Annotated in this window: 13 protein-coding genes and 2 tRNA genes; 10 read left to right on the top strand and 5 right to left on the bottom strand. The window is 53.9% G+C overall.

The genetic code is table 11. The annotated features are described in order from the left end of the window. Positions 1-31: 31 nt before the first annotated feature. The gene (gene ahpF, locus LJ739_RS11135) at positions 32-1,591 is read right to left on the bottom strand and encodes an alkyl hydroperoxide reductase subunit F (protein WP_229160487.1); all 1,560 of its coding nucleotides are present in this window, start codon (positions 1,589-1,591) and stop codon (positions 32-34) included. Positions 1,592-1,668: 77 nt separating this feature from the next. Further along, positions 1,669-2,238, bottom strand: a complete 570-nt coding sequence (gene ahpC / locus LJ739_RS11130) for an alkyl hydroperoxide reductase subunit C (RefSeq protein ID WP_407646773.1) — start codon at positions 2,236-2,238, stop codon at positions 1,669-1,671. 284 nt (positions 2,239-2,522) lie between these two features. Here ahpC and LJ739_RS19075 point away from each other — a divergent pair, with 284 nt between their 5' ends. Continuing rightward, on the top strand, positions 2,523-2,648 hold the full coding sequence (locus LJ739_RS19075; protein ID WP_267494301.1) for a hypothetical protein: 126 nt from the start codon (positions 2,523-2,525) through the stop codon (positions 2,646-2,648). Between the two features lie 46 nt (positions 2,649-2,694). On the opposite strand, the gene LJ739_RS11125 is transcribed toward LJ739_RS19075, so the two are convergent. From LJ739_RS11125 to LJ739_RS11115, 3 genes are all read right to left on the bottom strand, one after another. Continuing rightward, entirely contained in the window at positions 2,695-3,618 is a 924-nt protein-coding gene (locus LJ739_RS11125; RefSeq protein WP_229160482.1) for a LysR family transcriptional regulator, read from the bottom strand. A 202-nt stretch (positions 3,619-3,820) separates the two neighbouring features. Continuing rightward, entirely contained in the window at positions 3,821-5,833 is a 2,013-nt protein-coding gene (uvrB, locus tag LJ739_RS11120) for an excinuclease ABC subunit UvrB (protein ID WP_229160473.1), read from the bottom strand. Positions 5,834-5,836: 3 nt separating this feature from the next. Then, on the bottom strand, positions 5,837-7,150 hold the full coding sequence (locus LJ739_RS11115; RefSeq protein ID WP_229160689.1) for an MATE family efflux transporter: 1,314 nt from the start codon (positions 7,148-7,150) through the stop codon (positions 5,837-5,839). Between the two features lie 935 nt (positions 7,151-8,085). Here LJ739_RS11115 and LJ739_RS11110 point away from each other — a divergent pair. The 9 genes from LJ739_RS11110 to nth all read left to right on the top strand — a co-directional run bounded on the left by LJ739_RS11110 (position 8,086) and on the right by nth (position 14,906). Next, positions 8,086-8,162, top strand: a tRNA-Asn gene (locus LJ739_RS11110). A 26-nt stretch (positions 8,163-8,188) separates the two neighbouring features. After that, positions 8,189-8,265 (top strand) — tRNA-Asn (locus tag LJ739_RS11105). A gap of 207 nt (positions 8,266-8,472) precedes the next feature. Beyond that, positions 8,473-9,054 carry an electron transport complex subunit RsxA gene (gene rsxA / locus LJ739_RS11100; protein WP_229160471.1) on the top strand — a complete coding sequence of 194 codons (582 nt, stop codon included), beginning with the start codon at positions 8,473-8,475 and terminating at the stop codon, positions 9,052-9,054. Next, positions 9,054-9,608: an electron transport complex subunit RsxB gene (gene rsxB, locus LJ739_RS11095; protein ID WP_229160469.1), complete on the top strand. Its 555-nt coding sequence runs from the start codon at positions 9,054-9,056 to the stop codon at positions 9,606-9,608. Before rsxA ends, rsxB begins: the two co-directional genes overlap by 1 nt. 9 nt (positions 9,609-9,617) lie before the next feature. After that, on the top strand, positions 9,618-11,798 hold the full coding sequence (gene rsxC, locus LJ739_RS11090; protein ID WP_229160467.1) for an electron transport complex subunit RsxC: 2,181 nt from the start codon (positions 9,618-9,620) through the stop codon (positions 11,796-11,798). A 3-nt stretch (positions 11,799-11,801) separates the two neighbouring features. Then, complete coding sequence (rsxD, locus tag LJ739_RS11085) at positions 11,802-12,899, top strand: electron transport complex subunit RsxD (protein WP_229160465.1); 1,098 nt, start codon at positions 11,802-11,804, stop codon at positions 12,897-12,899. Positions 12,900-12,901: 2 nt separating this feature from the next. Continuing rightward, on the top strand, positions 12,902-13,570 hold the full coding sequence (gene rsxG / locus LJ739_RS11080; RefSeq protein WP_229160463.1) for an electron transport complex subunit RsxG: 669 nt from the start codon (positions 12,902-12,904) through the stop codon (positions 13,568-13,570). Then, on the top strand, positions 13,567-14,271 hold the full coding sequence (locus tag LJ739_RS11075; RefSeq protein ID WP_229160461.1) for an electron transport complex subunit E: 705 nt from the start codon (positions 13,567-13,569) through the stop codon (positions 14,269-14,271). Before rsxG ends, LJ739_RS11075 begins: the two co-directional genes overlap by 4 nt. Continuing rightward, entirely contained in the window at positions 14,268-14,906 is a 639-nt protein-coding gene (gene nth / locus LJ739_RS11070) for an endonuclease III (protein WP_229160459.1), read from the top strand. The genes LJ739_RS11075 and nth overlap by 4 nt, the downstream gene beginning before the upstream one ends. The last annotated feature ends 46 nt before the right edge of the window (positions 14,907-14,952 follow it).

Raw genomic sequence — 14,952 nt, 5'->3', positions numbered from 1 at the left:
CCAGAGCGGGGCAACACACATCACAACGGGCCTAATGATGTTTTAACAGGTAGTCGAAGGCTGCCAGTGAGGCTTTGGCTCCCTCGCCCATGGCGATCACAATCTGCTTGTACGGCACAGTGGTCACATCGCCGCAGGCAAAGATGCCCGGCTCACTGGTTTCACCTTTTTCGTTGATCACGATTTCACCGTAGCGGGTCATTTCAACCAGATCTTTAAATGCACCACTGTTGGGTACCAGACCAATCTGGACAAACACCCCGGCCAGGTCCACGCGATGGTTTTGGCCGCTTTCGCGGTCCTGGTATTCCAGCGCCGTAACCTTGCCATTCTCGGCCAGAATTTGCTGGGTTGCGGCGTTTTTGATCACCGTAATGTTGTCACGTTTCTCAACCTGATCGACCAGCACTTTGTCGGCTTTCAGCGCCGGTAAAAACTCAAACACCGTGACCGACTTCACAATGCCGGCCAAATCCAGCGCCGCTTCGATACCGGAGTTTCCGCCGCCGATGACGGCAACATCTTTACCTTTGAAGAACGGGCCGTCACAGTGGGGGCAGTAGGCCACACCATTGCCAATGTTCTCTTTCTCACCGGGTACGCCCAGCTCGCGCCAGTTTGCACCGGTGGCGATGATCACGGTTTTGCTCTGGAACACTTCACCGGAAGACAGGTGCAGGGTTTTCACGTCACCTTTTTCAATCTGATTGACACGCAAGTGTTCTTTAAGGGTTACGTTGTATTCGTTGAGATGGTTCAGTAACGCACCACTCAGTTCAGGGCCCGTGGTCTTGGGCACCGAGATAAGGTTTTCAATCCCCATAGTATCCTTGACCTGACCACCAATACGGTCAGCCACCAGCGTCACGGCCAATCCCTTACGGGCAGCGTAAATGGCCGCAGCAATACCACCGGGTCCACCACCGATCACGGTCACATCCTGCACCGGTAATTGCGGGGCATCGGCGCTGACGTTGGCAATCTCAGGATGACGCTCAATCAGTTTGTCCAGTAGCTGTGCAGTGTCGATTTTACCGTTGGCAAACACCTCACCGTTGAGAAACACCGTGGGTACGCCCTGAATGTTGTTTTGTTCAATCAGCTCAGGGTACAAACCGCCATCGATCATCTCGGTACTGATGTGCGGGTTTAGGATCGCAAACTGGTTCAGTGCCTGTACGACATCCGGGCAGTTGTGACAGCTCAGGCTCACGTACACGTCAAATTTCAGCGGCGTGCGTACATTGCTGATCATGGTGCGGATGGTGTCATCCAGTTTGACCTCTTTGCCACCGGCATGCAGCACCGCCAGCACCAAAGAATTAAATTCATGACCGCCGGGAATACCTGAGAAAATGATCCCGGTCGGTTCACCGTTGACTTCCAGCGTGAAGCTCAACGGGCTGCGCAGCTCGGCATGCTCGCTACGCTGTTCAAACGACAGTTTGTCGGACACGCCAGCAAAGGCGCTAAGAAACTCGACCAGTTCCTGACGTTTGTTGTGTTCACCTTCTTTCAGCACAAACGTGACAGCATGCTGCATGTCAGCCGTGTACTGCTTCAGGGCGGTTAAGATATCGTTTGACAACATGTGACTGTCTCCTGCGTTGTGGCTGTCAGAAAAAAGGGCGGCCATTGCCGCCCTTTCGGTTCAAGGGCGTTGGGCGGTTAGATTTTGCCAACCAGGTCCAGGCTAGGAGTCAGGGTTTTCTCACCTTCTTCCCAGGCAGCAGGACAAACTTCGCCGTCATGGTTTGCCACGTACTGAGCGGCTTTGACTTTGCGCAGCATGTCTTTGGCGCTACGACCGATACCCAAATCGTGGATTTCGGCGACTTTGATGATGCCTTCAGGGTTAGCCAGGAAGGTACCACGCAGTGCCTGACCGGCTTCTTCGATCATGATGTCGAAACCACGGGTGATACGGCCAGTCGGGTCACCGATCATTGGGTAGTTGACTTTGCTGATCGCATCTGAGGTTTCGTGCCATGCTTTGTGCACGAAGTGAGAGTCAGTGGATACGGCATACACTTCTACGTCCAGCGCTTGCAGCTCGTTGTAGATCTTGGCCATGTCTTCCAGTTCCGTCGGGCAGACAAAGGTGAAGTCTGCTGGGTAGAACAGGAAAATTGACCATTTGCCTTTCACACTGTCACTGGTGATGGTCTTGAACTCGCCGTTGTGGAAAGCTTCAGCGGTAAATTCAGGGATCATCTGGTTAATTTTAGCCATGTTCAATTTCCTCTAAGTTACTCAAATAAATGTTGAATGTTGTTCAACGTCTTGAAACGTTGGGTGTAGATTAGAGGAAAGTTAAAAACTATTAAAACGAATCAATTCGATTCATTTAATCAGTTTTTTTGATAATGATAAAAAAAAGGATTTATCCCGGCTGGCATTCAGGATCGATGAACACGGCTTAAGCTTCAAATCGATTATTACTATTAGAACAATCAATTATAATTGGTTTTACTATTTATTCTCTGGACGTAGAGTGACCTGGAACTGAACGGAGGATAACCATGAAACGCTTACTACAATCTTTGACCCGCCTGACCCAAAAGCCGGCAGCGACCGTCATGCAGTGCAACTACGCCAACAACTATTACGGCGACCAGGTGTGCACACTGTCGACCAACACGCGATAAAAAAAGGCGTCCCGAAGGACGCCTTTTTCATATCCATAAACCCGGCTTACTTCTGGCTTTCTTTAATGAAGTAACACAGTTCTTTGATGCAATGACGCAAAACCGGGTTCAGACGGGTGTTCTTGCCGTTCATCACAAACAACTCGTGAGAAAACTTGAAATACTCACCGCCGCCAACCGGCACCAGCCCCAGACCGGCCCCCTGCTCTTTGGGTACATAGTCAGGCAGAAGTCCAACGTATTCACCGGTCATGATTGCCGACATACAGGCATCATAGGAATCCGAGAAGGTTTGAATCGACAAGCGACGCTCGTCTTCGATGTAGTTGGCAGACGACAGGCCGGAAATACCGATGGCGGGATAATCTTCGATATTGATGTTGTCAGGCAGACCGTCACGGTATTTAGCCAATGGGTGACTCGGTGCACAGTACAGGCGTCCTTCACAGGACATCTCTACCGGATGGAAAGTCACTGACTCCGGCTTGACCATGTCATAGGTGGAAATCACCAGGTGACACTCACCGGATAACGCCACGTGTTCGACTTCGTTGTACAGACGTGTCTGGATGTTGACATGAATATCGTCGAACTTCTTCATCGTGCTTTTGACTGCCTTACTGACCGCCAACTGCATCGACAAAGGCAAGCCCGCCATGATCACCAGGGTCACATGCCCCGAATAATCATCATGCAAGCTCTTGAGGTTAAACACGAAATTATCAAACGCGTTAAAGATACGCTTGGTTTCCTGAAAGACCACTTCGCCTTCTTTGGTCATCTGGAAGCCACCCCGACCACGGTGACACAAGACCAGATCCAAACGCTCTTCCAGTTTTTTGATGGCCGCACTGATGTTCGGTCGTTGCATACGCAAAACCGGCTCAGCGGCAGTAAACCCGTTACACGAGGCCACGGCGTAGAACACACGCAGCAACTTGATGTCGGATTCTTGCAGACGATTTAACATGCCAGCACCTTTGTTATAGGTATAATTTTAGATACTCTATCGGCAATAGTAGGCATTCGCGCAGGGTATTACAACGATTAATTGCGTTTGCCGCAGGCAGGTCAGTAAAAAAACCACAAACTGTCGTCAAAGCCAGACACATCAGGGCTGCCCGTGATCGAACAGCCTACCTGAAAACAGGTGTGTCGCGCACACTGAGCGGCTATGACAGGGAAATGGCTTGGGCGCGCAGGGCTTCTATCTCGTCACGCAATGCCGCCGCTTTTTCAAACTCCAGTTCCCGGGCATGGGTAAACATCTGCTTCTCCAACTCGGCAATGTCGGCCATCAGATCAGCAGCACTCTTACCTTGGTAAGCCTTCGTGGACTCGGCCACTTTGCGCAAACGAACTTTGCCGTCACCCCGACTGCCGCCGCCAACATCCATGATATCGGTGATCGGTTTGTCGAGTTGATGAGGCGTAATGCCGTGCGCCTCGTTGTGCGCAATCTGCTTTTCGCGACGACGTTCAGTTTCTTCCATCGCCCGCTGCATGGAGCCGGTAATGGTGTCGGCGTACAGAATGGCTTTACCGTTAATGTTACGGGCAGCCCGACCGATGGTCTGGATCAACGAGCGATCGGAGCGCAGGAAGCCTTCTTTATCGGCATCCAGAATGGCCACCAGCGACACTTCCGGCATGTCCAGACCTTCCCGCAATAGGTTGATCCCCACCAGCACATCGAATTTGCCCAGACGCAGATCACGAATGATTTCAATCCGCTCGACAGTATCGATGTCAGAATGCAGATAGCGCACCCGTACACCATGTTCATCCAGATAGTCACTGAGATCCTCCGCCATGCGTTTGGTCAGGGTGGTTACCAGTACCCGCTCATTGACGGCCACCCGCAAACGGATCTCCGACATCACGTCATCCACCTGCGTTCCTACCGGGCGCACTTCAATGGTCGGGTCGACCAGGCCGGTCGGTCGCACCACCTGCTCGACGATATCACCGGCGGATTTCTCCAGCTCATATTTGCCCGGCGTCGCCGACACGTAAATGGTCTGTGGAGAGATACGCTCGAACTCTTCAAACTTCAGTGGCCGGTTATCCAATGCAGAGGGCAAACGGAAACCGAACTCCACCAGGGTTTCTTTACGGGAACGGTCACCTTTGTACATCGCCCCGACCTGGGACACCGTCACGTGAGACTCATCGATGAACATCAGGCCATCGGCAGGAAAATAGTCCAGCAGGGTCGGTGGCGGCTCGCCCGGCGCCCGACCGGACAAATAACGGGAATAGTTTTCTATCCCTGAGCAATACCCCAGTTCCGTCATCATCTCGATATCAAACTGGGTGCGTTGGGTAATGCGCTGTTCCTCAACCAGTTTGTTGACCGACGTTAATTGGGCACGGCGCTCCTTGAGTTCGTCCTTAATGTGCTCAATGGCCGCAAGGATTTTTTCCCGCGGGGTAACATAGTGGGTTTTCGGGAAGACCGTGGTGCGGGTGACTTCTTTGTCGACGGCACCGGTCAGCGGGTCAAACAAACTGATCTTTTCAATTTCCTCGTCAAACAGTTCTACCCGTACCCCTTGCTTCTCGGCATCCGCAGGGAATATGTCGATCACGTCGCCCCGCACCCGGAAGGTGCCCCGTTCGAACGCCACGTCGTTGCGGGTGTATTGCAATTCGGCCAGACGGCGCAAGATGTCTCGCTGATCCATCAAATCGCCCTGGCGCAAATGCAATAGCATTTTCATGTAGGACTCGGGATCACCCAGACCGTAAATGGCTGACACACTAGACACAATGATAACGTCGCGACGCTCCATCAGTGCCTTGGTGGCGGACAATCGCATCTGCTCAATGTGATCATTGATCGACGCATCTTTCTCAATGAAGGTATCGGTACTGGGGACATAGGCTTCCGGCTGGTAGTAATCGTAATAGGAAACGAAATACTCCACCGCATTGTTAGGAAAGAACTCTTTCATTTCCCCATACAATTGCGCGGCAAGGGTTTTATTGTGCGCCAGGATCAGGGTTGGACGCTGGACCTGCTGGATCACGTTGGCCATGGTGAATGTCTTGCCTGAACCGGTCACGCCAAGCAGGGTTTGCCCGGCCAGCCCTGATTCCAGTCCGTCCACCAATTGCTCGATGGCCGCCGGTTGATCGCCGGCAGGTTGATATTTACTGACCAGTTCGAATCCTCGAGACACCCTCTACTCCTGACGTTGTAACTGACCGGTCTGTTCGCCCTGTTCTCGGCTGACGACCTGATTAAACCACAAAAATGCAATACTGGCGGTACACAGGTTGGCAACCACACAGCCCCAGAACAAGCCATTCAGACCATCTATCACGCTGCCCAGGTAGGCAAAGGGCACATAAAACACAAACAGGCGTAACAGACTCAGGACCAACGCCGACATCGGTCGGTGCAGTGCATTGAAGGACGAGTTACTCAGGATAATCACACCCTGCAAACCATACCCCAGCGGTACGATGGCCAGGAACAACTGGATCAGCTCGGCCACCGCCGGCTCCTCGGCGAACAACGCGGCAATCCAGTTGGCCAGCAACCACATGACACCGAACACTAACAGTTGCCAGCCCAGCACAAAGCGTAAACTGAGACGGTAGGCTTCCCGCACCCGGTTGAATTTGTTGGCCCCCATGTTCTGACTAATAAAGGGCGGCAATGTCATGGACAACGCCAGGATCACAATACTGGCAATCGATTCCAAACGACTGCCAACTCCCCAGGCGGCCACCGCTTCGGTGCCGTAAGTTGCCACAATGGCAGTTAATACACCGGCCGCGATGGGGGTCAGCATGTTCGCCCCGGCGGCCGGTAAGCCAATCTTCAATATGGTGCCACTGGTTTCACGTAACTCCTGGCGGGATAACAAACGGGCCAGCATCAGATCCCGCTTGATCAACAGCCCAATGATGTAAAACACCCCGACAGCCCAAGCGATCATGGTCGCCACAGCAGCGCCCTGTATGCCCATTTCGGGGAAGGGTCCCCAGCCGAAAATCAATAACGGGTCAAGGACGGCGTTGATCAGACCACCCGCCGCCATGACGATACTGGGGGTTTTAGTATCGCCGGAGGCGCGCAATACGCTATTACCCACCATCGGCATGGCCAGAAACACGCCGGCGGCATACCACACCACCATATAGTCACGAATGTAGGGCAAATGCTCCTCGGTAGCCCCCAGCAAGCGGAAGATGGGATCGATGGTGAACAAGCCTATTAAGGCAAGGATCCCGACCAGGGCAAAAGACAGCATCAATGCACCGGTGGCATACTCCCGCGCAAGATGAGTCTGACCGCCACCAAGATAACGGCCAATGGTGGCCGACGTGCCAATGCCAAGACCGATGTTAAGACTGATCAGGGTAAAGGTGACGGGAAAGGTAAAACTGATCGCGGCCAGTTGGTCTGTGCCCAGCAAGCTGACAAAAAACGTATCCACCAAGCCAAACGTCATCAACAGGATCATGCCGAGGATCATCGGTAAGGTCATGCTTTTTAGCGTTGATCCGATGTCGTCTGAGAGCAGATCCCGGTGCTTGGCAGTTGATGGTGTTTTCAAGTGTGAAGTTCCTCAATGAACAGTGCGCGACATTCTATGCGATGGCGTCGATCGTTACCATGCCTGCGAACGCAGGATACCTTTTCTTCATCGAAGCTGCCGGATCGGATCGGGGATCTCAACCTGTCTCCGATCACAGACACTTCGGCCCCCAATTGAACCGGTAAACGCTTTCACGCTGTTGACCATGCAGTCGGGTTGTGGACAGTCTATGTGAACAACTTCAAGCAATTAGCGTCCTGAGATGGGGTGCTAATCACTAATTAACACACAAGACAAGCCCCGGTTGTTTATAAATCCGCCCACTGTGCCCAGTTTTTCCACAATGATATCCTATCCATTTGTTTTTATTGAAATTTTATTTTTTTGTCGGATTTTTCACACAAACCTATTGACAACGAATTCATTGGTGTTAGCGCCAAATCAACAATTTCATCAACATAGTTATCCACAGATTTAGTGGATAACTGGCACAAGCTCAATAATTCCGCCGACTTGGACGAACGTACAGAAAAAACACGTAAGTCACCACTAACCTTATGGTGTCTGTGTTTTGGTTACATTTTTGTTAAACACTGGATCTAGATCCATAGGATCGGATCTTCCTTATAGTTATCAGGAATTATAATTTAGTATTTATGCATAAATAGACATATGTATCTGGGCGTCTCTTTCAGTCCACAAACATCGGGGAATAAAACCTACCCGAAAATGACTTTTTTGCCCTCATTAATGCCCCTTTATGACGAATAATTCAGCGATGTGCTCAGCAAAACAGCAAACGGTCAGATTATTGCAAATTTCAGCGATAACTTGTTGACAGGTTCAAGGCAGCTCTTTAATATTCGCCTCCGTTGAAAATCTGGTCCCCCTTAGCTCAGTTGGTTAGAGCGACGGACTGTTAATCCGCAGGTCCCCCGTTCGAGTCGGGGAGGGGGAGCCAACTTTCAACGGCATTTTTCGTGCGATTCCCCCTTAGCTCAGTTGGTTAGAGCGACGGACTGTTAATCCGCAGGTCCCCCGTTCGAGTCGGGGAGGGGGAGCCACCTTTGCTCCATATCTTGCGGGCCTGACATACACGGCTGTACAGCCTTCCTGAATCAAAACCTCGTTGTCAAATATCACCCGAATCCCTTCGGCTGTCTTTTCGCCTGTTTTTTCCACAATAACCCTAAATTTATCAAGTTGTTAATCGCGCCAGAAACAAGGATAATGGCGCCAGCAAACGAAAATCGACAAAAGCTCTGGTTAACATGTCTGAATTTATACTGCTGCTGATCAGCACAGTACTCGTTAACAATTTTGTGTTGGTCCAGTTTCTTGGCCTGTGTCCTTTTATGGGTGTCTCCAGCAAATTGGAGACTGCCATCGGTATGTCGATGGCCACAACCTTTGTACTGACACTGGCATCCATGAGCAGCTACCTGGTCGAGCACTACATCCTGATGCCACTGGGTATTGAATACCTGCGTACCCTCAGTTTTATTCTGGTCATCGCCGTGGTGGTGCAGTTCACCGAAATGGTGGTGCACAAAACCAGTCCTACCCTGTATCGATTACTGGGGATTTTCCTGCCCCTGATCACCACCAACTGTGCGGTATTGGGTGTCGCCCTGCTGAACATCACCAAGCAGCACACCTTTGTTGAGTCGATTATCTATGGCTTTGGCGCCGCGGTGGGTTTCTCCTTGGTCCTGATCCTGTTCTCCGCCATGCGAGAGCGTCTGGCGGTGGCCGATGTCCCGGCCCCCTTTAAAGGCGCGTCCATCGCCATGATCACCGCAGGCTTAATGTCGCTGGCCTTCATGGGCTTTACCGGGTTGGTGAAATACTGATGCTGGGATTGATTGCCATGATTGCGCTGGGCCTGTTGGCACTGGTGTTTGGAATTGTGCTTGGCTATGCCGCGATCCGCTTTCGGGTTGAAGGGGATCCGCTGGTTGATCAGATTGACGACATTCTGCCGCAGACCCAATGTGGCCAGTGTGGCTATCCTGGCTGTCGCCCTTATGCCGAAGCGATCGCCAACGGTGACGAAATCAACAAGTGCCCACCCGGCGGCGAAGCGACCATCAAACAACTGGCCGATTTGATGGGAGTAGAAGCCAAACCGCTGGATGCCGCCCACGGTGAAGAAGACGTTAAAAAAGTCGCGTTTATCCGCGAAGACGAATGTATCGGTTGTACCAAATGTATTCAGGCGTGCCCGGTCGATGCGATCCTGGGTGCCGCCAAACAAATGCATACCGTGATCGTCGACGAGTGCACCGGCTGTGACCTGTGTGTTGACCCCTGCCCTGTAGACTGTATCGACATGGTGCCCGTTGAGCCAACGCCGACCAATTGGCGCTGGCAGCTGGAACCCATCGCGATCAAACAAGTGCAATAAGGATCTGCCGTGTACGTTGAATTTGACACTATCCTTGAACGCCTTAACCAGGGTCGCCTGTGGGATTTCCCTGGTGGCGTGCATCCGGATGGGCGTAAGACCCTGTCCAACAAGCACCCGATCACCCATTTGCCGATGGCCAGCGAACTGTACGTTACGGTCAAACAGCATATCGGCACCGACGGTCAGGTGTGTGTCAATGTCGGCGACAGGGTCCTCAAAGGGCAACCGCTGACCCGCAGTACCAATCCATTCGCCGTGCCCGTGCATGCCCCCACGTCGGGTCATATTAAAGCCATCGGCCCCCACGTGGCTGCCCACCCTTCCGGGCTGAGCAAGCAAACGGTGACGCTGACCCCGGATGGCGAAGACGAATGGATTGAGCTCAAGCCTCTCAAAGACTACCAGAAGCAGGCCAAAACCCGCATCATCGAGGCGATCTGTGCCGCCGGGATCAGTGGTATGGGCGGTGCCGGTTTTCCTACCCACATCAAGGTAGCGCCGAAACACAATGTCGAATTCCTGATCATTAACGGTGTCGAGTGTGAACCCTACATCACCGCCGATGATTGTCTGATGCGCGAACACGCCTGGCAGATTCGTCAGGGCATCGATGTGTTAATGCACCTGCTATCCCCCAAAAAAGTGGTCATCGCGATTGAAGACAACAAGCCAGAAGCCATCGAAGCGATGCAGGTTGCTTGCGACAAAACCAGCGATATCCTGGTCGTGCCGGTCCCGACCAAATACCCGGCCGGCGGCGAAAAACAATTGATCCAGGTGATCACCGGCCGTGAAGTGCCTCGTCAGGGCCTGCCCATCGACGTGGGCGTGATCACCCAGAATGTCGGTACCTGCTATGCCGTGGCCGATGCCATCATGCACGGTAAACCCCTTATCGAGCGGGTTGTGACGCTGACCGGTGAAGCGCTGAACCGACCGCGCAATGCCTGGGTACCCATCGGCACGCCGATGTCGCACTTGTTGGCGCAAGGGGAATACCACGCCAAACGACAACAGACCCCGAATGTGATCATGGGCGGCCCGATGATGGGCTTTACGGTGACGTCGAATGACGTGCCTGTGGTCAAAACCACCAACTGCATGCTGGTCGGTGCTGATCATGAAATCGATTTAACGCAGCATGAAGAGCCCTGTATCCGTTGCAGCGCCTGTGCAGACGCCTGCCCCGCCAGCCTGTTGCCCCAACAATTGTTCTGGCACAGCAAAGCCCAGGAATACGATAAAGCTCAGGACTACAACCTGTTTGACTGTATTGAGTGTGGTGCCTGTGCGTTTGAATGCCCCAGTCATATTCCATTGGTGCATTATTATCGCAAGGCCAAAGCCGATATCCGTCATCAACAGGCAGAGAAAGACAAAGCCGACAAGGCTCGCGAGCGCTTCGAAGCACGCAAGGAGCGATTGGCCCGTGAACAGGCCGAACGGGAAGAGAAACACCGTAAAGCCGCCGAGGCCCGTCGTCAGGCGATGAATCAATCGGGCGATGATGCCAAAGACAAGATCGCCGCCGCCCTGGCCCGCGCCAAAGCCAAGAAGGCTCAGGAAACCGGAGCAGGTAGCAGCACGGCGTCAACCGACGCACCGTCAAGCAATGACAAAGTGGCGGCCGCGATAGCCCGCGCCAAAGCCAAACGCGCCCAGGCGGCCGGGTCGCCGTCGGCAGATGAAACCCCGTCTGCCAGCGAAGACAATAAACAGGACAAGGTCGCAGCAGCGATTGCCAGGGCCAAAGCCAAGCGCGCGGCGCAAAAAACAGAAGCTGCTCAGGAATCCACCCCCGATGTAAAGGCTGAAACCCCTGACGCGGGCAGTGACGCCAATGATAAACAGGCGCGCATCGCGGCAGCGGTTGCCAAGGCCAAAGCCAAGCGCGCAGCACAACAAACAGAAGCTGCTCAGGAATCCACCCCCGACGTGAAGGCTGAAACCCCAGACGCGGGCAGCGATGCCAATGATAAACAGGCACGCATTGCAGCAGCGGTTGCCAAGGCCAAAGCCAAGCGCGCGGCGCAACATTCCGAGGCGGCTCAGGGATCCACCCCCGACGTGAAGGCTGAAACTCCTGACACGGGCAGCGACGCCAACGATAAACAGGCACGCATCGCGGCAGCGGTTGCCAAAGCCAAAGCGCGCCGGGCCGCAAAAGCCGATGACAAGGATCAATAAACGATGAAGTTTGCCGTAGCCAGCTCTCCTCACCACCGTGCCAAGCGCTCCACCGGCGACCTGATGCGACTGGTCATGTTGGCCACCCTGCCCGGCGTGATCCTGCAAATCTGGTTTTTCGGTTGGGGTAACCTGGTGCATTTTGCCATTGCAGGCATCACTGCGGTGGTCACTGAAGCGCTGATCCTGGAAGTGCGAAAACGGGATTTTGAGCGCGCCATCAAAGACTGCAGCGCATTGCTGACGGCGTTGCTGCTGGCACTGTGCATTCCGCCGTTCAGCCCGTGGTGGGTTTCGGTGATTGGTACCGTGTTCGCCATCGGTATCGTCAAGCAGCTTTACGGTGGTCTTGGCTACAACGTGTTTAACCCAGCCATGGCCGCGTATGTCATGTTGCTGATCAGTTTTCCGGTCATCATGACCGGCTGGTTACCCCCCTACAGCCTGACACCGGTGTCACACAACCCGCTGGATGCCGCCTGGATCATCTTTACCGGCTTCACCACCGACGGCTACTCGCTGGAACAGCTACGCATGGGTATCGACGGCCACACCATGGCCACACCACTGGACATGGTAAAAACCGACCTGACCCAATCACTGACGGTGTCAGAAAGTCTGGCACGTCCGGAATACGCCGATGGCCTGTCAACGGCCTGGGCATGGGTCAACATCGGCTTTTTGCTCGGGGGCCTGTACCTGCTGAAAATTCGCGCCATCAAATGGCACATTCCGGTCAGCATGCTGGCGGCCATGGCGATTGCCGCAGGCATTCTGATGCTGGCCGACTCCGACCGATTCACATCACCGCTGTTCCATTTGCTCAGTGGCGGCACGATGCTCGGGGCGTTCTTTATCGCCACCGACCCTGTGTCAGCATCAACCACCGATCGCGGTCGTTTGTGGTTTGGTGCCGGCATCGGACTGTGGATTGTGATCATCCGCACCTGGGGTGGCTATCCGGATGCTATCGCCTTTGCGGTACTGGTGATGAACATGGCAGTACCACTGATCGATTACTACACCCGGCCCCGTACCTACGGCCATCGCAGCGAACACAAGAAAGTCATCCGTCGCCAGGATGAGCAGGAGGGCAAGTAACCATGCTGAAAAGTATTGCCCGACACGGCGGTTTACTGGCCCTGTTTGCACTGGTCACCACGGGCCTCATCAGTGCCACCTACTGGGGTACCGCAGACACCATTGCCACTCAGCAGAACAACAAACTGGTGGCTTCGCTGAACGCGGTTCTGCCCGCATCCCTGCATGACAATGATGTCCAGCACGACTGCGTCATCGTTTCTGATGCCGCATTACTGGGTAGCGACAACAACCAACGGGTATTCCGAGCGCGGCTTAACGGTAACCCCTCAGCGGTGGCGATTGAGACCATTGCACCCGACGGCTACAGCGGCAATATCGCCCTGTTAGTTGGCGTGACCGGCAATGGCGAAGTGACTGGCGTCAGGGTTCAGGATCACAAAGAAACCCCGGGCCTGGGCGATAAGATTGATCTGCGCATCAGCGACTGGATCCTGGATTTCACCGGCATGCAACTGACCGACGATAACCAGGACAGCTGGGCAGTACGTAAAGATGGCGGCCAGTTCGACCAGTTTACCGGTGCCACCATTACTCCCCGCGCCGTGGTCGGCGCCACCAAGCGCGCCGTGCAGTATTATCAGCAACACGCTGAGCGCTTGTTCCGAATGGACAACCAGTGTGCCGAACAAGCGACCACACCGAGCGAGACTCAGGAGAGCGCACAATGAACGAATACCAACAGTTAACCTGGCAGGGCGTGTGGAAGAACAACCCCGCGTTGGTACAGTTACTGGGTCTGTGCCCCTTGCTGGCGGTCACCGCGACGGTGATCAACGGCCTGGGTCTGGGACTGGCCACCACCCTGGTATTGATTGGATCAAACTGTACGGTGTCATTGGTGCGCAACGTGGTGCCCAATGAAATCCGTATTCCGGTCTTTGTGATGGTGATCGCGGCGTTCGTGACCATTATCCAGTTGCTGATGAACGCCTACACGTTTGAACTCTACGAAGCGTTGGGCATATTCATTCCGCTGATCGTCACCAACTGCGCCATCATCGGCCGCGCCGAAGCGTATGCATCGAAGAACCCTGTGCACTACGCTGCCATGGACGGATTGATGATGGGCTTTGGTTTTACCCTGGTGCTAGTGCTTCTCGGCGCGATGCGAGAATTGCTTGGCTATGGCACCCTGTTGTCCGGCGCCCATCTGCTGTTGGGTGAATGGGCGCGTGATCTGACCATCACCGTGTTCAGCAGTGACAATCCGTTCCTGCTGGCCATTCTGCCCCCCGGCGCGTTTCTCGGTATGGGGTTGCTGATCGCCCTGAAAAACAGTCTTAACCATCGGGTAGAAGCCATGATGGCCAACGATGACAGTCCCAAAGTGGTGTCCCGCGCCCGTGTAACAGGAGACGCTCAGGGATGAACAAAGAGAAGCGCATTGAGATCTTATCGCGCCTGCGCGATGCCAACCCCCACCCGACCACCGAGCTCAATTACACCACCCCTTTTGAGCTGTTGATTGCCGTGATCCTGTCGGCGCAAGCCACCGATGTCGGCGTCAACAAAGCCACCGCCAAACTGTACCCGGTGGCCAATACCCCGGAGGGGATTTTTGCGCTGGGCGTTGACGGTTTGTCGGAGTACATCAAGACAATCGGTCTGTACAACAGCAAAGCCAAAAACGTGATCAAAACCTGCGAAATTCTGATCAACGAGCACAACAGCGAAGTACCTGAAGATCGGGCTGCGTTGGAAGCCCTGCCCGGTGTCGGTCGCAAAACCGCCAACGTGGTCCTCAACACCGCCTTTGGCTGGCCAACCATCGCAGTGGACACCCACATTTACCGGGTGTCTAACCGTACCAAGCTGGCAATGGGCAAAACCGTCGATGATGTGGAAAAAAAGCTGCTGAAAGTGGTGCCCAAGGAGTTCAAACTGGACGTGCATCACTGGCTCATCCTGCACGGCCGCTACGTGTGTGTGGCACGCAAGCCCCGCTGTGGCGCTTGTCTTATCGAAGACTTGTGTGAATTTAAAGACAAAACCAGCGACGCATAGCCAGACACGTTCGATACCCGTAGCAAAGCATACTTGTACTCCCCCA

Origin of the sequence: Fluctibacter halophilus (assembly GCF_020687825.1) — a bacterium.
In the GTDB taxonomy this organism is placed as follows: domain Bacteria; phylum Pseudomonadota; class Gammaproteobacteria; order Enterobacterales; family Alteromonadaceae; genus Fluctibacter; species Fluctibacter halophilus.
This window is presented reverse-complemented; position numbering and strand designations above follow the sequence as displayed.